Origin of the sequence: Providencia sp. PROV114 (genome assembly GCF_032704305.1) — a bacterium.
Lineage (GTDB): Bacteria > Pseudomonadota > Gammaproteobacteria > Enterobacterales > Enterobacteriaceae > Providencia > Providencia rettgeri.
Window position 1 is genome coordinate 3,704,487 of record NZ_CP120528.1, and the last position, 25,114, is coordinate 3,729,600.

Annotated in this window: 23 protein-coding genes; 20 read left to right on the forward strand and 3 right to left on the reverse strand. The window is 41.0% G+C overall.

All coding sequences use genetic code 11. The annotated features are described in order from the left end of the window. The first annotated feature begins 141 nt into the window (after nucleotides 1-141). Nucleotides 142-1,452 (forward strand): MFS transporter, encoded by a 1,311-nt coding sequence (locus P3L37_RS16650; RefSeq protein ID WP_042851501.1) that lies wholly within the window; start codon nucleotides 142-144, stop codon nucleotides 1,450-1,452. A gap of 165 nt (nucleotides 1,453-1,617) precedes the next feature. Continuing rightward, nucleotides 1,618-2,352 carry a Crp/Fnr family transcriptional regulator gene (locus P3L37_RS16655; RefSeq protein ID WP_227024198.1) on the forward strand — a complete coding sequence of 245 codons (735 nt, stop codon included), beginning with the start codon at nucleotides 1,618-1,620 and terminating at the stop codon, nucleotides 2,350-2,352. On the opposite strand, the gene exuR is transcribed toward P3L37_RS16655, so the two are convergent. After that, nucleotides 2,353-3,114 carry a transcriptional regulator ExuR gene (exuR, locus tag P3L37_RS16660; RefSeq protein WP_004907894.1) on the reverse strand — a complete coding sequence of 254 codons (762 nt, stop codon included), beginning with the start codon at nucleotides 3,112-3,114 and terminating at the stop codon, nucleotides 2,353-2,355. A gap of 237 nt (nucleotides 3,115-3,351) precedes the next feature. Between exuR and P3L37_RS16665 the strand changes: the two genes are divergently transcribed. The 7 genes from P3L37_RS16665 (at nucleotide 3,352) to P3L37_RS16695 (ending at nucleotide 9,744) form a co-directional block, all read left to right on the forward strand. Further along, on the forward strand, nucleotides 3,352-4,845 hold the full coding sequence (locus P3L37_RS16665; protein ID WP_222959946.1) for a UxaA family hydrolase: 1,494 nt from the start codon (nucleotides 3,352-3,354) through the stop codon (nucleotides 4,843-4,845). 223 nt (nucleotides 4,846-5,068) lie between these two features. Continuing rightward, a complete protein-coding gene (locus P3L37_RS16670) occupies nucleotides 5,069-5,920 on the forward strand; it encodes a MurR/RpiR family transcriptional regulator (RefSeq protein WP_109912662.1) in 852 nt (283 codons plus the stop codon). 187 nt (nucleotides 5,921-6,107) lie between these two features. Next, on the forward strand, nucleotides 6,108-6,539 hold the full coding sequence (locus P3L37_RS16675) for a PTS sugar transporter subunit IIA (protein ID WP_109912663.1): 432 nt from the start codon (nucleotides 6,108-6,110) through the stop codon (nucleotides 6,537-6,539). Between the two features lie 9 nt (nucleotides 6,540-6,548). Further along, nucleotides 6,549-7,022, forward strand: coding sequence for a PTS system mannose/fructose/N-acetylgalactosamine-transporter subunit IIB (locus P3L37_RS16680; protein WP_109912664.1), 474 nt, complete (start codon nucleotides 6,549-6,551; stop codon nucleotides 7,020-7,022). A 46-nt stretch (nucleotides 7,023-7,068) separates the two neighbouring features. Beyond that, entirely contained in the window at nucleotides 7,069-7,860 is a 792-nt protein-coding gene (locus tag P3L37_RS16685; protein WP_004907885.1) for a PTS mannose/fructose/sorbose/N-acetylgalactosamine transporter subunit IIC, read from the forward strand. Further along, on the forward strand, nucleotides 7,857-8,687 hold the full coding sequence (locus P3L37_RS16690; RefSeq protein WP_004907883.1) for a PTS system mannose/fructose/sorbose family transporter subunit IID: 831 nt from the start codon (nucleotides 7,857-7,859) through the stop codon (nucleotides 8,685-8,687). The genes P3L37_RS16685 and P3L37_RS16690 overlap by 4 nt, the downstream gene beginning before the upstream one ends. Before the next feature lie 13 nt (nucleotides 8,688-8,700). Next, nucleotides 8,701-9,744 carry a tyrosine-protein phosphatase gene (locus P3L37_RS16695; protein ID WP_109912665.1) on the forward strand — a complete coding sequence of 348 codons (1,044 nt, stop codon included), beginning with the start codon at nucleotides 8,701-8,703 and terminating at the stop codon, nucleotides 9,742-9,744. Between the two features lie 194 nt (nucleotides 9,745-9,938). On the opposite strand, the gene araD is transcribed toward P3L37_RS16695, so the two are convergent. Next, on the reverse strand, nucleotides 9,939-10,637 hold the full coding sequence (gene araD / locus P3L37_RS16700) for an L-ribulose-5-phosphate 4-epimerase (protein WP_004907879.1): 699 nt from the start codon (nucleotides 10,635-10,637) through the stop codon (nucleotides 9,939-9,941). A gap of 455 nt (nucleotides 10,638-11,092) precedes the next feature. Between araD and P3L37_RS16705 the strand changes: the two genes are divergently transcribed. The 7 genes from P3L37_RS16705 to P3L37_RS16735 all read left to right on the forward strand — a co-directional run bounded on the left by P3L37_RS16705 (nucleotide 11,093) and on the right by P3L37_RS16735 (nucleotide 19,178). Further along, the gene (locus P3L37_RS16705; protein ID WP_004907878.1) at nucleotides 11,093-11,905 is read left to right on the forward strand and encodes a DeoR/GlpR family DNA-binding transcription regulator; all 813 of its coding nucleotides are present in this window, start codon (nucleotides 11,093-11,095) and stop codon (nucleotides 11,903-11,905) included. Between the two features lie 209 nt (nucleotides 11,906-12,114). After that, entirely contained in the window at nucleotides 12,115-13,107 is a 993-nt protein-coding gene (locus tag P3L37_RS16710; RefSeq protein WP_036958239.1) for a substrate-binding domain-containing protein, read from the forward strand. Between the two features lie 157 nt (nucleotides 13,108-13,264). Next, entirely contained in the window at nucleotides 13,265-14,782 is a 1,518-nt protein-coding gene (locus P3L37_RS16715) for a sugar ABC transporter ATP-binding protein (protein ID WP_004907876.1), read from the forward strand. Further along, entirely contained in the window at nucleotides 14,775-15,764 is a 990-nt protein-coding gene (locus tag P3L37_RS16720; RefSeq protein WP_004259203.1) for an ABC transporter permease, read from the forward strand. Before P3L37_RS16715 ends, P3L37_RS16720 begins: the two co-directional genes overlap by 8 nt. A gap of 13 nt (nucleotides 15,765-15,777) precedes the next feature. Next, complete coding sequence (locus P3L37_RS16725) at nucleotides 15,778-16,812, forward strand: ABC transporter permease (RefSeq protein ID WP_004259206.1); 1,035 nt, start codon at nucleotides 15,778-15,780, stop codon at nucleotides 16,810-16,812. A gap of 18 nt (nucleotides 16,813-16,830) precedes the next feature. After that, nucleotides 16,831-17,694 (forward strand): L-ribulose-5-phosphate 3-epimerase, encoded by an 864-nt coding sequence (locus P3L37_RS16730; RefSeq protein WP_109912666.1) that lies wholly within the window; start codon nucleotides 16,831-16,833, stop codon nucleotides 17,692-17,694. 11 nt (nucleotides 17,695-17,705) lie between these two features. Further along, nucleotides 17,706-19,178 carry an FGGY-family carbohydrate kinase gene (locus P3L37_RS16735; protein ID WP_109912667.1) on the forward strand — a complete coding sequence of 491 codons (1,473 nt, stop codon included), beginning with the start codon at nucleotides 17,706-17,708 and terminating at the stop codon, nucleotides 19,176-19,178. Nucleotides 19,179-19,241: 63 nt separating this feature from the next. Here the strand turns inward: P3L37_RS16735 and P3L37_RS16740 are convergent, their stop codons facing one another. Next, complete coding sequence (locus tag P3L37_RS16740; protein ID WP_109912668.1) at nucleotides 19,242-20,588, reverse strand: phosphoethanolamine transferase; 1,347 nt, start codon at nucleotides 20,586-20,588, stop codon at nucleotides 19,242-19,244. A gap of 473 nt (nucleotides 20,589-21,061) precedes the next feature. Between P3L37_RS16740 and P3L37_RS16745 the strand changes: the two genes are divergently transcribed. From P3L37_RS16745 to ghrB, 4 genes are read left to right on the forward strand one after another with little or no spacing between them, the layout of a single operon-like run. Continuing rightward, entirely contained in the window at nucleotides 21,062-21,844 is a 783-nt protein-coding gene (locus tag P3L37_RS16745) for a sugar phosphate isomerase/epimerase family protein (RefSeq protein WP_109912669.1), read from the forward strand. A gap of 4 nt (nucleotides 21,845-21,848) precedes the next feature. After that, a complete protein-coding gene (locus P3L37_RS16750; RefSeq protein ID WP_109912670.1) occupies nucleotides 21,849-22,829 on the forward strand; it encodes a sugar kinase in 981 nt (326 codons plus the stop codon). A gap of 13 nt (nucleotides 22,830-22,842) precedes the next feature. Continuing rightward, on the forward strand, nucleotides 22,843-24,123 hold the full coding sequence (locus tag P3L37_RS16755) for an MFS transporter (RefSeq protein WP_109912671.1): 1,281 nt from the start codon (nucleotides 22,843-22,845) through the stop codon (nucleotides 24,121-24,123). A 10-nt stretch (nucleotides 24,124-24,133) separates the two neighbouring features. Beyond that, a complete protein-coding gene (gene ghrB, locus P3L37_RS16760; protein ID WP_109912672.1) occupies nucleotides 24,134-25,108 on the forward strand; it encodes a glyoxylate/hydroxypyruvate reductase GhrB in 975 nt (324 codons plus the stop codon). The last annotated feature ends 6 nt before the right edge of the window (nucleotides 25,109-25,114 follow it).

The following is a 25,114-nucleotide window of genomic DNA, read 5'->3' on the forward strand; positions in this document are numbered from 1 at the left end:
CGCGGTCAACAACACTGCAACTTGAAGTATGGCGAGTATTTTAGCTCTATACTCTACTCTGCTGGTTATTCAGCGGCGGGCTAAACACATAATAAAAATGAATAGATAACATTACTATCTTACAAAAAACTGGGGTGAACCATGTCCACCAATACGGATCATTTATCATCGGCTACCAGCAAAGCAATACGAAAAATAATACCAATGGTGGTATTAATGTTCATATTGGCTTATTTAGACCGTTCTAATATTGGTTTCGCAAAACAAGAGTTTCAGTTAACGACTGGGTTAAGTGACGCTGCATACGCATTTGGCGCAGGGATCTTTTTTATCGGCTACGCACTGTTTGAAGTGCCAAGTAATATTCTACTGTACCGCATTGGTGCTCGAGTATGGCTATCGCGCATTATGGTCACATGGGGGCTAGTCTCTGCCGCCATGATGTTTGCCCATGATGAAACCACCTTTATTGTGCTGCGCTTCTTGCTTGGTGTCAGTGAAGCTGGCTTCTTTCCGGGGGTTATTTTGTATTTAACCTTCTGGTTCCCACAAAATATCCGGGCACGGGTGACAGGCTACTTCTTATTTGGTGCACCACTGGCATTTATCATTGGGGGCCCATTATCAGGCTCACTCCTGTCACTAGAAGGAACTTCATTTGCCTTCGGTTTATACGGCTGGCAGTTAATGTTTGTCGTAGAAGGCTTATTGGCATCTATTGTCGGGATTTGGGTATTCTTTTACCTTGATGACCGCCCAGAAAAAGCCAAATGGCTGACGGCTGAGGAAAAAAATGCACTTTCCGCTAAATTAGCTTTGGAAGAAGACGCCAAAGCAGGTCATAGCCCGAAAGGTGCCCTGAGAGCATTATTAGATATGCGTGTTCTCTACCTGTGTCTGATTTGGTTTACCGTTCAAGTCTGTGGTTACGGTATTTATTTCTTCTTACCAACCCAAATTGGTACATTATTAGGCAGTAAAGTCGGCATACTAGTAGGCTTTGTCACCGCCATACCACCACTGTGTGCAGCCATTGCAGTTTACTACGTTCCTCGTATTTCAGAACGTCTAAAAGAACGCCGTAAAGTTGCTGCCATTACCTTTATGTTAGGGGCTGCTGGGATCGCTGTTTCTGGTTTATTCGATAGCATTCCAGTTATTGCCATTATTGCGTTATGTGTCGCAGCAGCAGGCCACTTAGCCATGCAACCTCTGTATTGGAGCTTCCCATCTGCATACTTAGGCGGTACCGCTGCGGCATCAGGAATCGCCCTGATTAACTCTGTGGGTAACTTAGGTGGCTTTGTGGCACCAAACTTAAGAGTGTGGGCAGAAACCACCTTTGAGTCTGCCCGTGCAGGGCTCTATTTTATCGCTTTAGTCGCCTTTATCGGTGGTCTGTTGATTCTGACATTAAGAAGATTAGGTATTGAAAAACGATTTGAAGATTAATTAATGATCTTTTGAATCCCTCCCGAGCCGCAATAAATGGCTCGGGTTTTCTATTACTCTATTTCTTATTTGTGAGGTTTACTCGAATATTACGGCGGTTCATGATTGAACATAACCCTACCAAATGTCATGATAAAGTTAGCTAATCATGCAGGGAGCATTCAGATGAACATTGCGGTACAAAACAGTCAATTAGTTCTAACGCATGAAAATATTCTTGAAATATTAAAAACAAATAGTTGGTTTAGTAACTTACCCGATTATTTAATTTCCATCTTAATGACATGCGCCACATTACGCTTCTATCCTGATGGTGAAATGGTCCACTATCAAGGTGACCCTGCACGTGGTTTATATGCGGTGATTCAAGGCTCAGTAAAAGTGAGTTCGATATCCTCAGATGGCCGTGAATGTGTATTTCGCTATCTTTCACCTGGCAATTGGTTTGGCGAAATTGCCATGCTAGATAAGTCAGCGCGCACCCATGATGCTAAAGCAATCAGCCCAACCATTTTACTGACTATATCACCGAAAGATTTAGCCATGATCTTGGAAAAGCACCCCGTTTTTTACCAATTTCTGAATATTTTGCTCTGCAAAGTGATTCGTAACGCCTTTACCATTATCAATGACAGCGCCTTATTGTCTGTTTCCGCCCGGCTGGCCAAGCGCTTATTGAGCTTAGCGGAAGGTTATGGTGAACCTCATGAAAAGGGGATTCAATTGAGCCTATACCTGACACAAGATGACTTGGCGACCATCATTAATACCACACGGCAAACTATCAATAAGCGTTTAGTTGCATGGGAAAAACTCGGTTGGATTGATGCAAAATACGGGAAAATTATTTTAGTTAATCTCCCCGCGCTGAAGCAGATCTCTGAGGATGATGAAGAATAACTAGCTGTTATCATCCATCGTTGGGCTATCTGCGAAGAAGTAGCGATCCATAGTGAATTCAAAGTCATCACTGGTCGCATTGAACAACATTTTTTTGGTATTTTCCAAATGTTGCCACATGGCTTGCCGCGCCCCTTTCGGGTCTCGACGCGCTAACGCCTGTAAAATTTGGTCGTGCTCATCACACCAGCTCTCAATCGAACGGTTATCAATGTGCTCATGAAGCTTGAGCCAGTAAGGATTACGTAAGCGTTGGCTCCACATTTGCTCAACAATTACCACCATCGCACTGTTATGGGTCGACGCGGCAATTTGCATGTGAAAGGCAAGATCCCATGTTGAGTCGCGAAAACGATCCTCTTTACGAGCATGCTTTTGAATATCAACCAATTTTAAAATATCTTCTTTCGTGGCTTGGCTTGCGGCAAATTCGGCGATGTGGCTTTCAATCAGTTGCCTTGCTTGTAATAGCTCAAATGGCCCACAACGACTAAATTCTAATCCGGTTTCTGTATTGACTGAGTTATTAGACCGATTACTGATGACGTGTATGCCAGATCCTTTGCGTACATCCACATATCCTTCCACTTCTAACATAATGATAGCTTCGCGGATCACCGTACGGCTCACCTTCATTTCATCAGCAAGTAACCGTTCTGCAGGCAATTTAGTGCCAATTGGGTATTCATCATTTTCGATGCGTTCTTTGACCAAAGCCGCAACTTGTTGGTATAGGCGCGGTTCACTCTCTTGTGAGCTCATTATTTTCTCCTTTCATATAACAACCCGACTCATTGGCCACTAATGCCTCACAGTATAACGAAATTTTATGGTGATGGGTGAAATAGAAGTGCTCCCATAAATAAATCACAATAAATTGGTATAACACCTTTAAAAGTTATAAACCGGATCGTATAATGTTTGAAATTTAGACAACCCAAAAATCGACACTAAGTGGCCGATCGCACTGAATCCGATTTTCAACCCAGAGAATGCAATATGATAAAAGATATAATAAAAATACATCCGAATGACAATGTCGCCATTACCTTAATCGATAGACTCTCGGGTGATACTGTCAGCGTTGATGGCCAATCCGTGACATTAAAGCAGGACATCGGTCGCGGCCATAAAATTGCCCTAGATACGATTGAAGCGGGTGAAAATGTCATGAAGTATGGCGCGCCTATCGGCCACGCAACAACGAAAATAACCGTTGGTGAGCATATTCATACACATAATACAGCGACTAATTTAAGTGCCTTAAATGAATATGAATACCACCCTGAACACAACATAATTACCGCTACACGGCCGGATCCAGATGTGCAAATCTATCGTCGAGCAAACGGTGATGTCGCGATCCGCAATGAAATTTGGGTGATCCCAACCGTTGGCTGCGTGAATGCACTCGCTAGAAAAATGATCGAGCGCTTTAATAAACAACATCATGGTGCTTCTGATATTGATGGCGTTTATCTGTATAACCATACTTTAGGATGTTCCCAGCTCGGTGATGACCATTTAACAACGCGTACTATTTTACAAGATATGGTTAAGCACCCTAACGCAGGTGGTGTTCTAGTCATTGGTTTAGGCTGTGAAAACAATCAAGTAGCCGCCTTTAAAGAAACATTAGGTGACTATGATGATGAACGTGTAAAATTCATGGTATGCCAACAATTAGATGATGAAATTGAAGCCGGTGTCGAGCACCTTAATACGCTTTATCAATTCGTACAGCAGGACAAACGTGAAGCAGGCAAACTGAGTGAAGTGAAATTTGGCCTTGAATGTGGTGGATCTGATGGGCTTTCAGGCATCACCGCTAACCCACTGTTGGGCTGTTTTTCTGATTTTTTAGTCAGCCATAACGGAACCACGGTGTTAACGGAAGTCCCTGAAATGTTTGGCGCGGAACAAATTCTAATGAACCACTGCCATGATGAACCGACGTTTGAGAAAACGGTCAATATGATCAATGACTTCAAACAATATTTTATTGCCCATGACCAGCCAATTTATGAAAACCCATCTCCAGGGAATAAAGCAGGCGGTATTTCGACACTCGAAGAAAAATCCCTCGGCTGCACACAAAAAGCAGGCACTAGCCAAGTAATGGATGTTTTAAAATACGGAGAGCGCCTGACAACCCCAGGGTTCAACTTGTTAAGTGCACCGGGTAATGATGCCATTGCGACCAGTGCCTTAGGTGCAGCAGGCTGTCATATGGTGTTATTTACCACCGGTCGAGGTACACCATACGGTGGCTTTGTTCCCACCATGAAAATTGCGACTAATAATGAGTTAGCCTCCAAAAAACCCCATTGGATTGACTTCAATGCGGGCGCCCTATTAACAGGAAAATCTATGGATCAGTTATTAGATGACTTCATTCAGCTTGTTGTGAAAACCGTTAATGGTGAGCACACCAAAAATGAAATCAATGACTTTCGTGAATTAGCAATTTTCAAAATGGGCGTCACACTTTAAAAACAAACTATTCCCTATTGCTCAGGCCATCGTTAAGCAATAGGGATATAACTAACTACTTATATTTATTAATTTTCCCTACAGACCTGACTTTCTATCCTGAGCCATAAATTCATTTATCGTGACATGAACCCAATAAAGAAAAGTCACCATTTCCCTATTTTTAGGATATGGTAGGATCCGTTTCTTGATGGCAAATTTTAATTTATTAGCAGGATAAATAATGATAGACCTAAAACTTAGAGAGGCCAGAGACAGCCTTTCCACCAAAGAAAAACAAGTCGCTGAGTACATTATTGCTAATAAGAAAAACATGCAAAGTATTAGCATTCAATCCCTTGCCCAAGAAAATAAGGTCAGTACCACCACTATTTTGCGCCTGTGTCATAAGTTAGGCTACCAAGGTTTTAGTGACCTAAAAATTGATTTAATTTCATCGATTAATCACAAATCTTACGGCACCCTATTACAAGAAGATATTGATATTAATGACTCGATGGAAACAGTTAATCACAAAGTAGGACTGATTGAAAAATCATCCATAGAAGAAACTTGTGCTTTGGTTAATTTAAATGCCTTTAAGCAAGCAAATGAGTTAATTAGCAAGAGTAAAAAAATTGTAATTTATGGTGCTGGTAGTAGTGGATTAGTTGCAAAAGAATTTGAATATCAATTAATTAAAATAAAAAAAGATGTTAATTGTCACCTTGATTACAGCATTCAATTTAGTATCGTGAATACGTTAGATCAGAACGATCTTGTCATTGTCATATCTCATTCCGGTGAAAACCACGAATGTATCAAGCTACTCACTCTTGCCAGAGAATTGAAAGTTCCGACCATTGCTATCACAAAAATGGGACAAAGTTCAGTATCAACCTTAGCTGAGACTATCTTGCATACAATATCGACTGAAAATATTTCAAGGATCATCCCCATTCGCTCAAAAATATCCCAACTCACTGTAATTAATATGTTGATTACTAACTTATTTATCAAACAGTATGATGAAAGAATTCAAAAACAAATTAACACTCGTGCGGAACGCTTTACTCGTCTAAATAGCAATAACTGATCAGCTTTCTCCTTCTTAATATCGACTATGTGGCTCTGAGTAGCCACTTCGATCTTGCTCACAAAAATGACCCTTTCTAGGGAGCTCCCTCTTTTCATTCCTATTTTTTGTGATATTGTTACTTTAAAATAAATATATAAAAGTAATTTTATTACTAAAATAAAAAAGATAAATACAAGGGGAAAAAATGAGCTCTCAAATACCTATCATACTGGCTAGCCATGGGCCTTTTGCACAAGGATTACTGGAATGTGCTGAAATGCTGATCGGCTCGCAAGAAGATATCAGCGTGATTTCGATTCAAAGAGAAAGCAATATTAATGAGGTAAAAAAACATTTATTTGAAACATATCAGCATGTTAATAAAGGCAATGGCGTTTTAATTTTGGTCGATTTATTAGGCGGTTCTCCTTGCAATTTAGCCAGTGAGCTCGTTATTACTCAAAATGATGTCGTGCTGTACTGCGGAATCAACGTTCCGACTTTTCTCGAAATACTCAGCAACCGAGACCTTCCTTTACATGAACTTCATCAAGTCATTAATGATGTATTCCCTGATAGTTGCATTAATGTCGGTGAACAACTTAAACCATTAGCACAAAACGATAGCGAACTTTAGGAGAATCCCATGCCAATTAATGTTGCCCGAATTGATGACAGACTTATCCACGGCCAAGTTATTACTACTTGGGTTAAAAATTTTGATATTGAGCAGGTGATTATCGTCAACGACAAAGTTGCCAATGACACCGTTCAACAATCCGTTCTTACTATGGCGGCGCCACCAGATCTAAAAGTCGTCGTTTTTGGTGTCGATAAATTCATTGAAGTCTTAAAAAAAGCAGAAATTAAACGTCGTACTATGTTGCTGTTTACTAACAGTATTGATGTGAATAGGCTCGTCGAAAGTGGCTTAAAATTGGAAAAACTGAATGTCGGCGGAATGCGCATGCAAGAAGGCCGTCGTAATTTATCTCGTGCGGTTGCTGTGACACCGGATGAAGAACAAGCCTTTAGGTCGCTCATCAACAATAACGTTACTGTTGAAATTCAAATGGTTCCTAAAGATCCCATTGTTGAATTAAAAACATTACTCAATTAATTCATCTAATCATACTTATTTTCACTCAATAAGTGAGGAGCCTATTATGTTGGTAGAGGCCATTTTAATTGCGATTTGGGCAGGTATTTGCTCATTGGATGATGTCGGTCCGCAAATGCTAAGACGCCCATTACTCACCGGTACTGTGGCCGGTATTATCATGGGCGATATGGTGCAAGGGTTAGCCATTAGCGCCACATTAGAATTAATGTGGATGGGAATTGGTAATGTTGGTGCTTATTCTGCACCCGATATTATCGCCGGTTCAATTATTGGAGTTGCGCTCGGTATTGCTTCCAATGGCGGAATTGCAGCGGGTATCGCCCTTGCCGTACCAGTCTCTATTCTATGTCAGCAATTACTGATTATCTGGCGTTCTTTTGCTAGTTTTTTAAATGTCTGGGCCAGTAAATCCATTCTTGATGGCAACTACAGTGGCCTAACAAAAGTGCATTATTTCTCGACGCCACTGTGGTTTTTTATTCGTGCCATTCCCTGCTTTATTGCGGTTTATTTTGGTAGTGACTTAGTCAATAGCATATTAAATGCCGTACCTGAAAGTATTCTTACCGGTATGGGTGTCGCATCTAAACTAATCCCTGCTGTCGGTATCTGTATTCTGTTACTCATGTTACTTAAAGGCAGAATGTGGTTTTTCTTTCTGCTCGGTTTTATGCTCACAACCTATTTAAAACTACCAATTATCCCAATTACTTTTATCGCTCTGGCATTTGCTGTGCTTTATGACATGGCATTTGCCAACAGCTTGCGCCAAACACCAGAAGAAAAAACAGCACCAACTTCCCATAAAAATGAAGAAGAGGAGTATGACCTATGAGTGAAATAACCACCTCTGAAAATAAAAAACTCACGAAAAAAGAGCTTAATGGTATGTTTTGGCGAATTCAAACCATGTCATTCTCATACAACTACGAAAAACTGCAAACAATTGGTTTTGCTCATTGTATGGTACCCGTTCTCGATAAACTTTATGAAAAAGCAGATCAAGAAACACGTATTAAAGCCATGCAACGCCACTTCGAGTTTTTTAATACACAAATTAACGCAGGTGCATTAATTCTCGGTGTCACCGCAGCATTAGAAGAAAAAACAACAGAAGAAGAAAAAGAGGCAGTCATTTCTGTAAAAGCTGGTTTGATGGGGCCATTTGCAGGTCTTGGTGATAGCTTATTAAAATTTACATGGCTGCCCATTTGCGGCAGCATCGGAGCCGCATTTGCGCTGCAAGGTAATATTATCGGCCCTATATTAATGTTTATTCTGTTTAATATCGTCAATATCGGTACCAAATATTTCTTTATTCATTATGGCTATAACAAAGGCGTTGATTTAATCGAGCAATCGAAAAAATCAAATATTATTCAGCGAATTACTAATATAGCGAACGTTGTCGGGGTCATGGTCCTAGGTTCCTTGATAGCGACGACCGTCAAGCTTTCCACTCCGCTAACCATCGCCGTCGGTGAACAATCTATCAAAGTACAAGAGATGTTTGACAAGGTAATACCTAACTTACTCACCCTTCTCTTTGCACTCGGTATTTTCTTCCTTGTTCGTAAATTTCAAGGAAAACATACCGTTGCACTCATTGTTGCCATTATGGTTTTAGGTGTTGTTTGTTCCGTGTTCGGAATTTTAGGATGATAAAGGGAAATATATGGAAATCGAAGTCAACAGAGTGAATGAATCAACACTCGAAATAAAGTTTAGTGAAATTCCATCCTCTCCTCTGGCATTATATTGGACGGATAAACCTGATACTCAGGTTTATCCTGAGAATTTCATTACAGATAAATTAGAGAATACCATTACAGTTCAAGACCCATTAAATGCTAAACAACGCATCTATTTTATTTTACAAAATGCCAATGGACGTAAATTATTCGCTGAAAGAACATTACCTATTGAGGGATTAAATAACTTCCGTGATTTTGGGGGTTATACCACAACAGACGGAAAACAGGTGAAATGGGGAATGTTATACCGTTCCAACCATCTATTTAATTTGAATGAACAAGCGGTAAATTATATTTCCCATCTAGGGATTAACAGCATTATCGATTATCGTACTCAAAATGAAATTAATAAATCGCCCAATTGCCATGTTGGTGAAAAGAAAACCTACCATCTTGATGCAACGGCTCAAACTGCTGAATTAGCAGCACAATTTGCCGCATCACCAGATAATGAAGATAAAGCGTTAATCGAAAGTGTTATCCAGCATATTCCGAAAGAGATGATTAACGGCGATGGGTTACAAATATTAGAACAATATCGCCAATTTGTAGTGAGTGATAAGTCAAAATCCGCCTTTAAGCAAATGATAGAAGTCTTATTAGATAGTCATAATGCCCCAAATATTCAGCATTGCCGCGGCGGAAAAGATCGAACCGGTTATGGCGCATTACTGGTACTTTCCATGTTAGGTGTTCCGAAAGAAACCATTGTGCAGGACTATATGCTCACCCATTTTAACCGGCTTGAACGTAACGAAATTAAAATGGCAGGATATCGGAAAATAACTCAAGACAAAAATGTACTGGATTATTTACTTTCACTGATTGATACTCAAGAATCATTTATTATAGAGGTATTTAATACGATGGAAGAAATATCCGGCTCTGTAGAAAACTATATTAAAAATGAGCTTAAATTCACAAATAATGATATTAAGCAACTTAGAGAAATATACTTAGTTTAAATAAATTCACTTGTTATATAAACAACCACAGGCTTAATAAAATAAACCTGAGTGATGGCTGTATTTAATAAATAGTAAAATAGCCACATAGCCTATTTATTGTGGCTATTTTATTGACGAAAAAATCCGTTATTGGTTATAAAATCAATAATTACTTTTATTCGCCAGTTTTATTCAATAAATTTTTAACTGCTTTATTTTTGCCCGTAATACGCATTTTTACCGTGTTTACGTAAATAATGTTTATCTAATAATACTTGTTGCATTGAACCTATTTGTGAACTTAATTGACGGGTAAATAAATTCATATAGGCAATTTCTTCTAATACCACGGCATTATGCACTGCATTATCGGGGCTTGTTCCCCAAGCAAATGGGCCATGGCTATTCACTAATACCGCTGGAATATCTTTTGCTGACAGCCCTTTTTCCTTGAAGGTTTCGATGATCACATGGCCTGTTTCTCTTTCATATTCCCCTTCAATTTCACTTTCTGTCATTTTACGGGTACAAGGAATTTCACCATAGAAATAATCAGCGTGGGTTGTCCCTAAGGCACTCAATGGCTGCCCTGCTTGAGCCCAAATAGTGGCATGACGGGAGTGAGTATGAACAATACCGCCAATTTCAGGGAATGCTTGGTACAGCGCCAAATGCGTGTCAGTATCTGAAGAAGGGCGATATTTCCCTTCTACCACTTCTCCACTTTCTAACGAGACCACCACCATGTCCTCTGCTTTCATGGTTTCATAGTCAACGCCAGAAGGTTTTATCACCATTAACCCAGCTTCACGGTCAATACCACTCACATTACCCCAAGTAAAAGTTACTAGGTTATGTTTGGGTAAGGCGAGATTCGCTTCAAAAACCTGTTGTTTCAATTGTTCTAACATAACAACTCCCTAGCTTGCTAAAATATGCTTTAATATCAACAACAAAAATTTATTATGGTGATGTTTTTTGTGTGTTGATAACCTATATCTACCTATTAAGGTAAACAGATTTAGGCCATTTAAAAAGCACCTCACTTTACAAATTCGCAACAAAACAGCCCAATTCGGGCATAATAAGTCACACTCGGTCAAATAAAGTCACCACTAAGATGTGGTTAATTGACCGAGTTAGCCCAATATTTTTTGTTTATTGTGAGAAAAACAAAAAGACACCGCCAATATAGTGATATGAGTCTAATTATTATGTAATAAAATTATATTAAATTCATAAAATGAAGATCAAAGTCACTTTAATCGGCTTTGTTTTTTTCAAAAAGAGATTACTTGAATCCAATCACGACAAAAAAAAAGCAACACGGGCAGAATGAATACCATGGAAATAATAGGAGCTAAATATGTTACAAGCCGAACGCCATAAATTAATATGTTCTCATGTTTCGCAGAATGGTTCGGCGTTGGTACGTGATTTAGCTCAATTATGTCTCGTGTCTCAAGAAACTATTCGTCGCGATTTAACGACTCTTGAGCGAGAAAATAGGATCATCCGTAGCTTTGGAGGCGCGGTAGCCATCGACCAAGAAGAAATGCCGATGGTGAATGTTATGCCATCTTCGGTCAAACTCAGTCAAATGGTTGATGGCGCAGAGTCTTTTCGTAAAAGAACTGAAGAACATCCTGATGCCAAAATGAAAATTTCGAAGGCTGCACTAAAATTAATTCAGCCTGGTGACTGTATTATGCTAGATAACAGCAGTACTTGCTGGTTTCTAGCACGGCAAATACCCGATATCGACATCACTGTGGTGACAAACTCGGTCAAAATTATCCAAGCGTTGGCCTGCCGTGACCGAGTTCGTGTTATTGGTATTGGTGGGGAATATTCAGAACGTCATGATGATTTTCATGGCCCAATTGCAGAAAGTATTATTCGTAGCTTTCAGATAAAAACCTTATTTCTTTCATGCCAAGGATTCAATATCGAAAATGGTATTCGCGATGGCAGTGAAATAAACTCAAAATTAAAAAATATTATGTTACAGGTTTCTGAAAATAAAGTTTTGCTCGCGGATAATAGTAAATTAGGAAAGTATGCATTTAGTCAGGTTTGTACATTTGATGATATTGACGTATTAATTACAAACAAACTAAATGATAATAATTTTCAAAAACAATTCTCTAATCTTAAAATTATCGAGTGTGACAAATAATTTATAAAAATAAAAATTATATAGCTGTAATGTAAGTAAAATTAATAAGTTCCATTTTATTTTCTGTATTAAATAAGTGCAGGGATATTATTTACTCATAATTCCTAGCACTTAATTATAGGCATATCTAAATATGAGAAATTCATTATTTCTAAAAATGAAAATTCTTGATTTAGTATCCATCTACACTAAGGAATACAACTATGAACATGAAGAAGCTAGTTTTACCTTGTTTAATGAGCGTTGCACTATTTTCAAATGTCGCGATGGCTGAATCACAAAAAGCACAAAAGCCCTTTACCATGGGTGTCGTCGTGAAAGTCGGTGGTATTCCTTGGTTTAATGTTATGGAACAAGGTATTACTGAAGAAGGCAAAAAACTGGGAGTAAACGCCTTCCAAGTTGGCCCAACAACTGCTGACCCTGCAGAACAAGTTCGTGCTATCGAAGATTTAATCGCCAAAAAAGTAGATGTCATTGGCGTTGTCCCTAACGACGCTAAAGTTCTTGAACCTGTATTAAAGCGAGCTCAAGACGCTGGAATTAAAGTCATTACCCACGAATCACCAAACCAAAAAAATGCAGATTGGGACTTTGAATTACTTGATACCCAAAGTATGGGGGCTAACCATATGAGAGATATGGCGGCATGCATGGGCGAAGAAGGCAAATATGCCATGTTTGTGGGAAGCCTGACAGTACCATTAGTGAACGAATGGGCCGACGCGGCAATTGCTTACCAAAAAGCAAATTACCCGAAAATGCAAATGGTCGATGACCGCTTTGGTGTTGCCGAATCCGTTGATGACTCAATGCGCACAGCCAATGATTTATTATCTAAACACAAAGACTTAAAAGGCATCATGTCATTTGGTTCACAAGGCCCTATCGGTGCAGGCCGTGCCATTGATAAACGCCGCAAAAATGATGAAACCTGTGTATTCGGGACATTTACGCCAGGCCAAGGCATCAAATTACTGGAAAAAGGTGCAATTGATGGCGGCTATATTTCCAATCCAAAAGTCGCAGGACAAGTATTTGTACAGGTTGCGACTGCCATGATGAATGGTGAAGAAATTAAAGATGGCGTGTCTATTGGTGATATGGGTGAAATCAAAGTCAGTGGTAACACCATTTTGAGTGATAACCCCGTTAATTTGAATATTGAAAATACTAAAAAATTAGTCGAAGTCGGTCTGTAATTTCACCCTGTTAAAATAACATTCACAACAAAAATACAATATTTATCAATATATTAAATTTTATGTTCTTTGAGTTCGAGTTGCCTGTACTAACACAGTAGCTCGAACTCATCACGAACAAGCCAACACCAATTTATTTGCAGTAGGAATTGTACTTATGACAAGCACCTCAAAAGCTGACAAATCCGATCCACTCATTACCTTGCGAGACCTTTCCAAAAGCTTCGGTGGTCACCGTGCATTACGCAATATCGATTTGACGCTCAACAAAGGTGAAGTGCACTGTTTAGCAGGCACCAATGGGTGTGGGAAAAGCACATTAATTAAAACCATCAGTGGTGTCTATGCCCCTGATGACGGTAGCAAAATTGAAATTGATGGAAAAAGCTATCATCGGCTGACGCCAGATAAAGCCCGTGAATTAGGTGTACAAGTTATCTACCAAGATTTGTCGTTATTTCCAAATTTAACCGTTGCCGAAAATATCGCTTTTGAGCTGAATCTCAAAGGCTATTTTGGCTGGTTTCGCAAAAAACAACTGCGCGAAAAAGCGTTAGAAATCCTCAATGAGTTGGCTTTCACCATTGACCCTGACACACCGGTACAATTCTTACCCATTGCTCAACGCCAACAAGTTGCTATCTGCCGAGCTTTAGTCGCCGATGCACGTCTGGTGATTATGGATGAACCAACAGCTTCATTGACCCGTACAGAAGTCAACCAACTACTCTCAACAGTTAATTACCTAAAAGATAAGGGAATTACCGTTGTTTTTGTGAGTCATCGACTAGAAGAAGTCAAAGAGATCTCTGACCGCATCACAGTGATCCGTGATGGTCAAAAAATTGGGACATGGCCTGCTGAAGGCTTAACTACACGCAAAATTACTGAATTAATGACTGGCTTAGACATTGTCCATGAACGTAAGCCACCAAATAACGCGGAAGACCGACGCACTGTACTCGAGATAAAAAACCTCAGTCGAGCTGGGCAATATCGTGATATCAACTTAAATTTAAAACGCGGCGAAGTATTAGGTTTATGTGGTTTGCTTGGTTCAGGCCGCACCGAATTAGCGCTATCGTTGTTTGGCATTACCCATCCAGACAGCGGCGAATTATTCATCGAAGGCAAGCCTGTTAAGTTAAAAAATAACACCGACGCTATTAAGCGTGGTATTGGTTATGTATCTGAAGACCGCCTGACTTTAGGCGCTATCTTACAGCAATCCATCGCAGACAATATGGTGATTTCGATTCTTGATCGACTCAAAACACCATGGCATTTAATCGATGAAAAACAGTGCCAAGACATCGTACAAGAGTGGATAGCCGACTTAGATATTAAAGTCACCGACCCAAATAACGCCCTTTCAACACTTTCAGGCGGTAACCAGCAAAAAGTGGTACTTGCCAAATGGATTTTAACACGCCCTAAAGTACTGATTTTAGATTCGCCAACCGTTGGCGTCGATATCGGTGCAAAAGACAGTATTTACAAACTCATTCACCGTTTGTCAGGTGTCGGTATCTCTATTTTATTAATTACCGATGAAGCCTCCGAAGCTTATTACAATTGCGACAGAATTTTACATATGAAACAAGGCTCTATCGTCAAAGAAATTGTGACAGATTCCATCAATGAGCAACAATTGGAGGAAATCATCAATGGCTAATTGGCAAAAATTACGACCACAATCTGTCGAAGGCTGGCTGACTTGGGTCATTCTTATCATGGTGGTGTTCTTCACATTGATGAGCCCGCAATTTCTGACTATTCAAAATTTACTCGACCTCAGTGAAAGCTATGCGGTGACGGGTATTTTCGCCTTGGGCTTATTTGTGGTTCTTGTCACTGGGGGCATTGATATTTCGTTTGCTGCTGTGGCTTCCGTAGTGCAATACGTGATTGCGACTTGGTTATTACAAGGTTTTATTGCAAGCCCTGCGGTCAGTATCACATTAGCGATTATCATCGGTATCGCCTTTGGATTAATCAATGCCATTTTAATTTATTCGCTGAATGTTGTGTCGATCATTATCACCATTAGTATGCAATCACTGCTGTTTGGGATGCTGATGTGGTTAACCAATGGGCACAGTATTTATGACTTGCCTGATTGGTGGGTTGACCCTGTGACTATCTTGCCTTTTGAAGTGGATGGCGAATATTACCAAGTTGGCTTGCCGTTAATTGTGATGCTTGGCATTGCCTTCTTAACGTGGATTTTGATGAATAAAACCCACATCGGCCGTCAGTTATACGCTGTAGGAGGAAGTCAAGAATCTGCATCTCGTATTGGTATCCGTGTTTCAGTGATTTACTTGTTTGCCTATGGCTACCTTGGTGCAATGGCGGCGATTGGCGGCATGTTGCAAACCTACCGAATGAGCGAAGTGGTACCGAGTGCCCTTGTGGGCGGAGAGCTGGATGTGCTTGCTGCAGCTGTATTAGGTGGCGCCAGTTTATCCGGTGGACGAGGCTCTGTGATAGGTACACTAATGGGCGTTTTCCTGATTGGTATCTTGAAAAACGGCCTAAACCTGATTGGTGTTTCAAACTACTTCGTCAATATCGTCATTGGGCTGGTTATTCTCATTGCGATTTGTATTACTCACTACAAAAAACGTAAAGAGACGGACGTAGGTTTTGTTTAACAGGAATATCACCATGAAAAAAAATGCTTTTTTTAAAATTGATGGCTCTGTTATCGGACTGCTTTCAATCTTTGTTCTGGCTATCGCCGCATTTAGTATTGCCATGCCAGGTCACTTTTTTACCCAAAACACGTTTTTAAGTATCACTTTTCAGTTACCTGAATTGGGCTTACTTACCTTTGCCATGTTTGTACCTATGTTAAGTGGCGGCTTAAACCTTGCAATTATTAGTACCGCTAACTTAACCGGCCTGTTTATGGCTTGGGTGTTTATCAATTACCTTCCGGTGGATGCAGGAACGGGTACACAGCTGATGTGGTTAGTCTTCGCATTAATTGGCGCAACCGTAATTGCGGTCATTATTGGTAGCTTAACGGGACTGATGATCTCCCACATCGGGGCACACCCTATTCTAGTCACTCTCGGCACCATGACGATTATCAGCGGTATTGGTGTTTACCTCACCAAAGGAGCGGCACTGAGTGGCATGCCGCCCATTGTTCGTGCCATTGGTTCCGATACCGTGCTTGGGGTGCCAATCGCGATGATTATTTTCATCGTTACCGCAATTCTCTTAGCGCTTTTTCTAGGCTGTACTCGGCTAGGTAAAAATATCTATATGAGTGGCAGTAATATCAATGCAACGTGGTTCAGCGGTATTCGTACCGACCGTGTCATGATTGCGATATACACCATTTCTAGTCTGTTATGTGTGTTAGCTGGGCTAATCATGATGGCTCGCTTTAACTCTGCACGTATGGGCTACGGAGATTCCTATTTACTGCTCACCATTCTTGCCATCGTATTAGGTGGAACTAACCCATTTGGGGGGGTTGGTAAGGTTAGCCGAGTGTTCTGTGCCTTATTGGTTTTACAGGTCATTGCGACAGGTTTAAGCCTGCTAGGCGTGAGCCTGCACTTTAACCTCGCTGTTTGGGGGATCACGCTCATCTTGGCATTAGCATTCAAGTTCTTCAAAGAAAAATGGAGTGCTAAACGTGCGATGAACCGCAACCAACGCCTTAATAAAGCATCGACACAAAGTTAATTTTTCAAGGGGAAAACCATGCGCAAGCATCCAATTGGTATTTATGAAAAAGCATTACCGAAAAACAGCAGTTGGTTAGAAAAATTAGTTATCGCAAAATCTGCGGGTTACGATTTTGTGGAAATGTCAGTAGATGAAACTGACGAGCGTTTAGCTCGGTTAGACTGGAGCACCGCAGAACGCCTGGAAGTTGTTAGCGCCATTCAAGAAACAGGCATTCGCATTCCAAGTATGTGTTTATCCGGCCATCGCCGCTTTCCTTTCGGTAGCCATGATGAAGCCACCCGTATGATGGCCTATACCTTAATGGAAAAAGCCATTAAGCTCGCTCAAGACTTAGGTATTCGTACTATACAGCTTGCGGGTTATGACGTTTACTATGAAGAGCAAGATGCCGAAACGATTGCTAATTTCGAAAAAGGCATGCAATGGGTCAGTGAAATTGCAGCCGCTTCTCAAGTGATGTGTGCAGTGGAAATCATGGATACGCCTTTTATGAATTCCATTAGCAAATGGCAAACGCTTTCCGATAAGATTCGCTCACCTTGGTTCAGTGTGTATCCTGATGTCGGTAACTTAACCGCATGGGGTAATGATGTCGAAAAAGAATTCACCCAAGGAATTGAACACGTCGCAGCGATTCACTTAAAAGATACGTATGCAGTGACCGAAACCTGCAAAGGCCAATTTCGTGATGTGCCTTTCGGTGAAGGCTGCGTAGATTTTGTTAATTTATTCAAATTATTAAAACGTTTAAATTACCGCGGTTCCTTCCTAATTGAAATGTGGACAGAAAAAGCCGATGAGCCGCTGATTGAAATTATCAAAGCCCGTCATTGGATGGAAGACAAAATGCAACAAGCAGGCTGGTACAACGCCTAAAGGAGCCGATAATGAATGCATTTTTTATGGGTGTTGACCTTGGTGGTACCGTCATTAAAGCGGGTATCTACACCGCAGAAGGCCTAGAAATTACCGTTGCTGAACATTCTTTTCCCACTGAGAGTCCACAAGCAGGTTTTAGTGAACGTAATATGGAGATGCTGTGGGAAGCGACTTGCAGCGTGATCCGCCAAGCGATTCAAAATAGCCAACTCAGTCCCGCCCAAATTTCCGGTGTCAGCTTTTCTTCTCACGGCAAAGGGCTGTATTTACTCAATAGCCAAGGAAAACCGGTTAGAAATGGGATTGTGTCATCTGATTCACGCGCTCAATCTATTGTTGATGAATGGCACCAAGATGGCACTGCGGATAAAGCTTATCCATTGAGTTTGCAGCAATTATGGGCTTCTCATCCTGTGGCCCTACTACGCTGGTTAAAACAATACGAGCCTGATAATTATCGTGATACTCAGCATGTTTTGATGGTCCACGATTACATCCGCTACCGTCTAACCGACCAAATTGCCTGCGAAGAAACCAATATTTCTGGTAGCCAATTATTTAACCAAACCCTGTCGAGCTATGATCCTAAATTATGCCAACTATTTGGTATTGATGAAGCAAATGACAAGCTGGCCCCAGTAATTAACTCAGCGCAATTAGCAGGAACGGTAACCCACAAAGCTGCTGTAGAATCTGGGCTTGTGGAAGGAACCCCTGTATTTGGTGGCTTCTTTGATGTCGTGGGTGCAGCGTTGGCGTCAGGGGTGAGTCAAAAAGATAAACTCAGCGCCGTAGCCGGAACTTGGACCATTTCAACACGTGTCTTCGATGAAATCGTGCCTTCAGATTACCCATACGTATGGAGTAAATACTGTATTCCAGGTACCTATTTTGTCCACGAAGGCAGCCCGACTTCCGCCAGTAACCTCGCGTGGTTCACTCGTCACTTCTTCAATCAACGTTTGCAAGATTATGATGTACTAAATCACTGTGTGGCTGAAGGGGCAACGCGGCCAAACGATATTCTATTTTTCCCTTGGCTGTACGGTTCTAACTACCACAGTAATTTGCACGGTGGTCTACTCGGATTAAGTTCACACCATACGGATGCCGATATTGTTTATGCTATCTATCAAGGGATTGTATTTTCACATTTATTGCACCAAGACCGTATCGTTGGACTTGATAATACAACTGAATCTATTCGCTTCACGGGTGGCCCAACACAGTCACCATTGTGGATGCAAATGTTCTGTGATGCCAGTAACTTGCCGTTAGATGTCGTCAACGTACAGCAATCAGGTTGCCAAGCTGCAGCACTTTGTGCCGCTGTCGGAACAGGTTACTACTCAGGTTTTGATGTCGCCATTGCAGCAAGTACCCCTAAAATCACCACTTACCAACCAAACACCGTTGGGTATCAACAGTTACGTGATAAATTTGCCCGTTTTAAAGCGGTTGCCGATGCATTGAGTCAATAACCTATTGAATAAAGATAATAAAGGCAGAACAGATAATTCGGTTCTGCCTTATTTTTTGACAAATTAATTGTCAGCGACGACTTGGGTATTAACTGTGGCTGGTGATAATACGGTATCCTGCGGCAAGCTATCGTACTTCACAAACTCATCCCGTGGGAAAACAAAGACATCAATATCTTTTTCAGGTGTGATAGTCTCCGCTACGATACTTTTCGCTGGGGATGTTAGGTTAGTTTCTACGCCTAACCACGACGCGAAATAATCAAATAAATTCCACTCACTTAACGTTTCATCGCGAAATTCACGTTTAGTATCATCCGAATTGATGACCACTAATGGAACTTGATATGCCCCTTTCACGAGTTGACCATGACGTAAGTATAGATTTCCTTCTTTGATATACCCTTTATACTCTGCTTCCAGTGCTTTTACGTGCTGTTTATTAGCTTTGACTAGCCCTTGCCCATGGTCAGAAAAATATAAAATGGAGAATGGGTTATCCCCATTTTTATTATTTTCTTGCAAGATACTATAAATATCGCTAATAAAATCATCACTCAGTTTAATCGCTGAAACATAACAGTTCGCTATACTTCCCCAGCCCGTATCAAATTGCTCAGGGTTAATGTTGTAATTATTTTTAACGAGTTCACAAGCTCCTTTCGGCCAACCATCATGGTGAGGCCCCCACATATGAACAAAAATGACTTTTTCTTTATCGGATGGGTTATTTAACGCGGCTTTAAAGGCAGGTAACATTTTAAAATCATTGGTGAGTTTATTCACACTGTCATCAACGACAACCTTTTCTTGCACGAAAAGGTTGTCAAAACCAGGCTTGCTGTCTCTAACCGGTAAAAAATAATTCGCCTTTAGAAAATAATTTGTAAAGCCAATTTCATCATCACCAAAGCTGCCATTATTACCGATGTAATAGGTTTCATAACCCGCTTTGTTGGCTAAATCAACAACCGAATTATTATTGTAATACGGCTTTTCATGGTGCTGTGTGATTGTATTTAAATCATTTTTCGCTAATGCACGCGTTAAGGTCGGTACCGTATTGGATGCTGCACTAATAAAATTATTGAAAAAACGTCCATTTACCGATGAAAGAAATGGTGTATTTTCTAATGGATAACCATAAGTATTCATATAATTTTTATTGGTACTTTCACCAATAATGACGACTTTTATCTTATATTTATCATCATTTTTTTTAGTAATTTGAATATCACTAGCCGTATTCACCCCATAGCAAAGATCTGCATTGCTTTTTGCTGCTTGGATTAACTCTGGTGTACAGGCTTTTTTATAGACTCCCGCACTTTCATTAGTATTTGCTTGAGCCCATGTAACGCTAGCTAACAGAAGCGCACTACAAAGTGCGGTTAATTTCATTACTTTCATATTCAGAACCTCATCTTCGTAACTTATTATTTTTTATGAGTTGCTGTGGTGTAGTCAGGGTAGAGTTTGTGAAATTAATGCAGTAATTGCACTAAAATTTCACACCGTGATTAATATATTGAAATATTATTTCATTGAAAGGCGAAGAAGACGAAATTGAGATACCGATAACAATAATTAATTATGAAGAATCACGCATTTATTAGGTACATTTTCATATTGCCTGTATATAAAAAAATAATAATCAATTAGTTATGGAATATAAATGTATTGATCAGAAAGAATAATAGGCGTTACACCCATTACATCTAGAGTTGTGATAAAGATCGGCAATTAAACATTTGTCGCTATTGGGTTAGTGATATAGCTCTGATTTTGCTCTTTTGTCACTAGAAAGCACAATGGAACCGGTTCCATAATGAGTTATTCGCAATGACAAATAGGCTAATGCCCTATTCAGAGAGAGGAAAGTCATGAGCAAACACATTATTGTTGTCACCGCCGCCTATGGGGCACAAACCGTAAAACAATTAGGTGGCCAACAGGCTGTATTAGATATTATTCAAAACAGCCATGCGGATGGCGCAGAGATTCGCCAAGAACTCTTACTACCAAGCGATAATCTTTCGGATATTGCCAAAGGGTTACAATCAAGGCAACTCACCGCCGTTTATTCCGTGCCTGACACGCTATTTCAGCAACGTAGCCCTATCTCTATCACTAAACTACAAGGCTATTTTGAAGATGCCAAACAACTTAATGCTCGCTTTTTAAAACTATCACTCGGTGAATTACCAGAAAATTATGATTTATTGGAAGTCATTAATCTTCTCAATCAATACAACACGCAGTTAGTGATCGAGAATGACCAAACCGAAGTCGGTGGCCATATTGCGCCTCTTGAACGTTTTTTTGCTGATGTAAAACACCAAAATATGCCTATAAAAATGGCGTTTGATATGGCGAACTGGTACTGGCATCGGGAAGATCCGTTAAAAGCTGCACATATTTTTGCTTCCCAAGTCGCTTACATTCACGTTAAAGCCTGCCAATTGCGTAGCAATAAACGCGTTGCTGTAGCACTTGATGACAGCGACGGCACATGGAAAGAAGTACTCAACCTTCTACCAAATGACGCTCCTTGTGGTATCGAGTTTCCGCTCGAAGGGCATGATTTACGCGCAGTCACTGAATACTATGTTTCTCTATTAAAGAACTTCTCTGTTAAAAGCTCTCTCAGTGAAAGGGGAAATTAATTTAATGAAAAATCAATTAGATGTAGTTACTCTTGGCGAAGCCATGATGATGTTCGTCGCCACGCAAACAGGGAAATTGCATGAGGTCGAAAACTTTGTTCGCCGTGCTGCAGGAGCAGAGCTCAACGTTGCTGTTGGCCTTTCACGCCTTGGGTTAAGAACAGGATGGATAAGCCGCTTAGGTAATGACTCTTTCGGGCGTTTTATCCAAGCCACATTAGATAATGAACATGTGGATACTCAATGTGTTACGGTAGACTCTCATTACCCAACAGGCTTTCAACTTAAATCTAAAGCTGAAAATGGAACCGATCCCATCGTGGAGTATTTCCGTCAAGGATCTGCGGCAAGCCATTTAGATTTAACCGATTTTAATGAAAATTATTTCTTATCCGCACGCCATTTGCATTTAAGTGGTGTGGCAGCCGCGCTTTCACCCACCAGCTACCAACTGTCACTGTATGCCGCGAAATGGATGCGAAATGCAGGCAAAACACTATCATTTGACCCAAACTTGCGCCCTTCTCTATGGAAGAGTGAAACAGAAATGGTGAAACAGCTCAACCAACTCGCGTTTCAAGCTAATTGGGTTTTACCTGGCTTAAAAGAAGGCAAAATTCTGACAGGCTTCGACCAACCCGAGTCTATTGCTGATTTTTATCTCGCTCACGGTGTTGAAGCCGTTGTGATTAAAACCGGAGAACACGGCGCATATTATAAAACAGCGGATAACCAGCAGGGCATATCTCCTGCCGTTCATGTTAAACACGTCATTGATACCGTTGGAGCTGGCGATGGCTTTGCCGTTGGCGTCATTAGCGCCTTACTTGAAGGCTTAACATTACCGCAAGCTGTTGCAAGAGGTAATTTTGTTGGAGCAAGAGCCATTCAAGTTATAGGTGATAGTGAAGGTTTACCAACCCAAGCGCAACTGCAGCATGAAATGGCATTACTCTACGCAGCCACCACTAAAGCGGTATGTTAAAAGGAAATCGATTATGACAATGAATACTCCAGCAATGTCACGTTGGTGGCGCATCATGCCAATCGTGTTTATCACCTATAGCCTTGCCTATTTGGATAGAGCAAACTACAGCTTTGCCGCCGCCGCAGGTATCAATGCCGACTTAGGTATTACCAAAGGGATGTCGTCGCTACTCGGCTCATTATTTTTCCTTGGCTATTTCTTTTTCCAAATACCTGGCGCTATTTACGCGGAAAAGCGCAGTGTCCGCAAACTGATTTTTGCCTGTATTTTTCTCTGGGGAATTTTTGCTAGCCTAACAGGGATGGTCAGCAATATTCCGATGTTGGTAATTATTCGCTTTAGCCTTGGAGTCGTTGAGGCCGCAGTCATGCCTGCGATGCTTATCTATATCAGTAACTGGTTTACTCAGTCAGAACGGTCACGCGCCAACACCTTTTTAATTTTAGGCAACCCAGTTACAGTGCTGTGGATGTCTGTGCTATCCGGTTACCTCATTCAGGCATTCGGTTGGCGGGAAATGTTTATCATTGAAGGGGTTCCTGCGATTTTGTGGGCTTTTTTCTGGTGGAGAACTGCACGTGATAAACCCAGCCAAGTGAGCTGGCTCAGCCAGACTGAAAAAGAGACATTAGATAAAATTCTTAGTGACGAACAAAAAAATATCAAGCCTGTTCGCAATTACCGCGAAGCCTTTAAGTCTCGTAATGTAATTTTACTATGTGCTCAATATTTCTGTTGGAGCATTGGGGTGTATGGTTTTGTACTGTGGTTGCCATCTATTATTCGTGGGGCATCCAACCTTGGAATGGTAGAAACAGGCTGGCTTTCTGCCGTGCCTTACCTTGCTGCAACCTTAGCCATGATCCTCGTGTCATGGGCATCTGACCGTATGCATAACCGTAAACTATTCGTTTGGCCAATGCTTTTGCTTGGGGCGGTTTGTTTCCTCGGCTCATACCTGCTCGGTAGCACGAATTTCTGGTTCTCTTATACCTTATTGGTGATTGCAGGCGCTGCAATGTACGCTCCGTACGGGCCCTTCTTCGCTATCATTCCTGAAATGTTGCCAAAGAACGTTGCAGGTGGTGCAATGGCATTAATCAATAGTATGGGCGCATTAGGTTCATTCTTTGGTTCATGGTTTGTTGGCTATTTAAATGGGGCGACCGGTAGCCCAAGTGCTTCGTATATGTTTATGGGGCTCGCACTATTAGCCTCGGTCTTCTTTACCTTAATTGTCAAACCAAGCCAAGAACAAAATAGTGATGCGGTCATCACGAAACATGCTTAAAAGGGATACTATGAAACAGAACATTATTTTATATAAATCCATTCCCGCGGATCAACTTGAGCGGCTACAACAGCACTTTAATGTCACTGCATTTGACAGCATTACACCTGAGAATCTTGTTAGCTTTCAACAAGCGTTATCCAGCGCTGACGGCATTATCGGGGCCAGTTATCCTATCACCGCAGATGACATTGCCAATGCACCAAATTTGAAAGCGGCATCGACCATTTCCGTTGGTATCGACCAATTTGATATTGATGCAATGAATACCAGAAAGATCGCCTTGATGCATACGCCTAATGTATTAACCGAAACAACTGCGGATACCATTTTTACGTTAGTGCTTTGCAGTGCACGCCGCATTATCGAAATGGCTGAAATGGTAAAAAATGGCCAATGGACAAAAAGCATTGGTGAAGATGCATACGGCAGTAATGTGAATGGTAAAACTATCGGCATTTTAGGTATGGGACGCATTGGCTATGCCGTTGCCAAACGCGCTCATTTAGGCTTCGGAATGCCGGTTCTCTATTACAATAACCATACCCATCCTGATGCAGAAAACCAACTTAACGCACGCCGTTGTGACCTCGATACGTTGCTGGCAGAATCTGATTTTGTCTGTGTCGTGCTGCCATTATCAGCATCAACCGAAAAGTTGATCGGTAAAAATGAGTTGGCAAAAATGAAACCCAGTGCATTTTTGATCAACGGTTCAAGAGGCCGGATCGTTGATGAAGCCGCGCTGATCGACGCATTAGAAAGAGGCACAATTCAAGGAGCAGGTTTAGATGTGTTTGAAGTTGAACCCCTTCCCTGCAACTCTAAACTACTCACGCTACCTAATGTGGTCGCACTGCCGCATATCGGTTCTGCGACCCATGAGACCCGCTATGCGATGGTAGAATGTGCCGTCGATAACTTGATTGCAGCCTTAAATGGCGATCTGAGCAAGAACTGTGTAAATCCTGAAATTAGGAAATAGCAGAAA

Bases quoted from the DNA above. Each gene is read 5' to 3' on its own strand.
- P3L37_RS16650 (WP_042851501.1), top strand. From the start codon at position 142: ATGTCCACCAATACGGATCATTTATCATCGGCTACCAGCAAAGCAATA.
- P3L37_RS16695 (WP_109912665.1), top strand. From the start codon at position 8,701: ATGGAAATCGAAGTCAACAGAGTGAATGAATCAACACTCGAAATAAAG.
- P3L37_RS16690 (WP_004907883.1), top strand. From the start codon at position 7,857: ATGAGTGAAATAACCACCTCTGAAAATAAAAAACTCACGAAAAAAGAG.
- P3L37_RS16725 (WP_004259206.1), top strand. From the start codon at position 15,778: ATGAAAAAAAATGCTTTTTTTAAAATTGATGGCTCTGTTATCGGACTG.
- P3L37_RS16710 (WP_036958239.1), top strand. From the start codon at position 12,115: ATGAAGAAGCTAGTTTTACCTTGTTTAATGAGCGTTGCACTATTTTCA.
- P3L37_RS16685 (WP_004907885.1), top strand. From the start codon at position 7,069: ATGTTGGTAGAGGCCATTTTAATTGCGATTTGGGCAGGTATTTGCTCA.
- P3L37_RS16705 (WP_004907878.1), top strand. From the start codon at position 11,093: ATGTTACAAGCCGAACGCCATAAATTAATATGTTCTCATGTTTCGCAG.
- P3L37_RS16680 (WP_109912664.1), top strand. From the start codon at position 6,549: ATGCCAATTAATGTTGCCCGAATTGATGACAGACTTATCCACGGCCAA.
- P3L37_RS16675 (WP_109912663.1), top strand. From the start codon at position 6,108: ATGAGCTCTCAAATACCTATCATACTGGCTAGCCATGGGCCTTTTGCA.
- P3L37_RS16755 (WP_109912671.1), top strand. From the start codon at position 22,843: ATGACAATGAATACTCCAGCAATGTCACGTTGGTGGCGCATCATGCCA.
- P3L37_RS16715 (WP_004907876.1), top strand. From the start codon at position 13,265: ATGACAAGCACCTCAAAAGCTGACAAATCCGATCCACTCATTACCTTG.
- P3L37_RS16730 (WP_109912666.1), top strand. From the start codon at position 16,831: ATGCGCAAGCATCCAATTGGTATTTATGAAAAAGCATTACCGAAAAAC.
- P3L37_RS16665 (WP_222959946.1), top strand. From the start codon at position 3,352: ATGATAAAAGATATAATAAAAATACATCCGAATGACAATGTCGCCATT.
- P3L37_RS16735 (WP_109912667.1), top strand. From the start codon at position 17,706: ATGAATGCATTTTTTATGGGTGTTGACCTTGGTGGTACCGTCATTAAA.
- P3L37_RS16670 (WP_109912662.1), top strand. From the start codon at position 5,069: ATGATAGACCTAAAACTTAGAGAGGCCAGAGACAGCCTTTCCACCAAA.
- P3L37_RS16655 (WP_227024198.1), top strand. From the start codon at position 1,618: ATGAACATTGCGGTACAAAACAGTCAATTAGTTCTAACGCATGAAAAT.
- P3L37_RS16720 (WP_004259203.1), top strand. From the start codon at position 14,775: ATGGCTAATTGGCAAAAATTACGACCACAATCTGTCGAAGGCTGGCTG.
- araD (WP_004907879.1), bottom strand. From the start codon at position 10,637: ATGTTAGAACAATTGAAACAACAGGTTTTTGAAGCGAATCTCGCCTTA.
- ghrB (WP_109912672.1), top strand. From the start codon at position 24,134: ATGAAACAGAACATTATTTTATATAAATCCATTCCCGCGGATCAACTT.
- P3L37_RS16745 (WP_109912669.1), top strand. From the start codon at position 21,062: ATGAGCAAACACATTATTGTTGTCACCGCCGCCTATGGGGCACAAACC.
- exuR (WP_004907894.1), bottom strand. From the start codon at position 3,114: ATGAGCTCACAAGAGAGTGAACCGCGCCTATACCAACAAGTTGCGGCT.
- P3L37_RS16750 (WP_109912670.1), top strand. From the start codon at position 21,849: ATGAAAAATCAATTAGATGTAGTTACTCTTGGCGAAGCCATGATGATG.
- P3L37_RS16740 (WP_109912668.1), bottom strand. From the start codon at position 20,588: ATGAAAGTAATGAAATTAACCGCACTTTGTAGTGCGCTTCTGTTAGCT.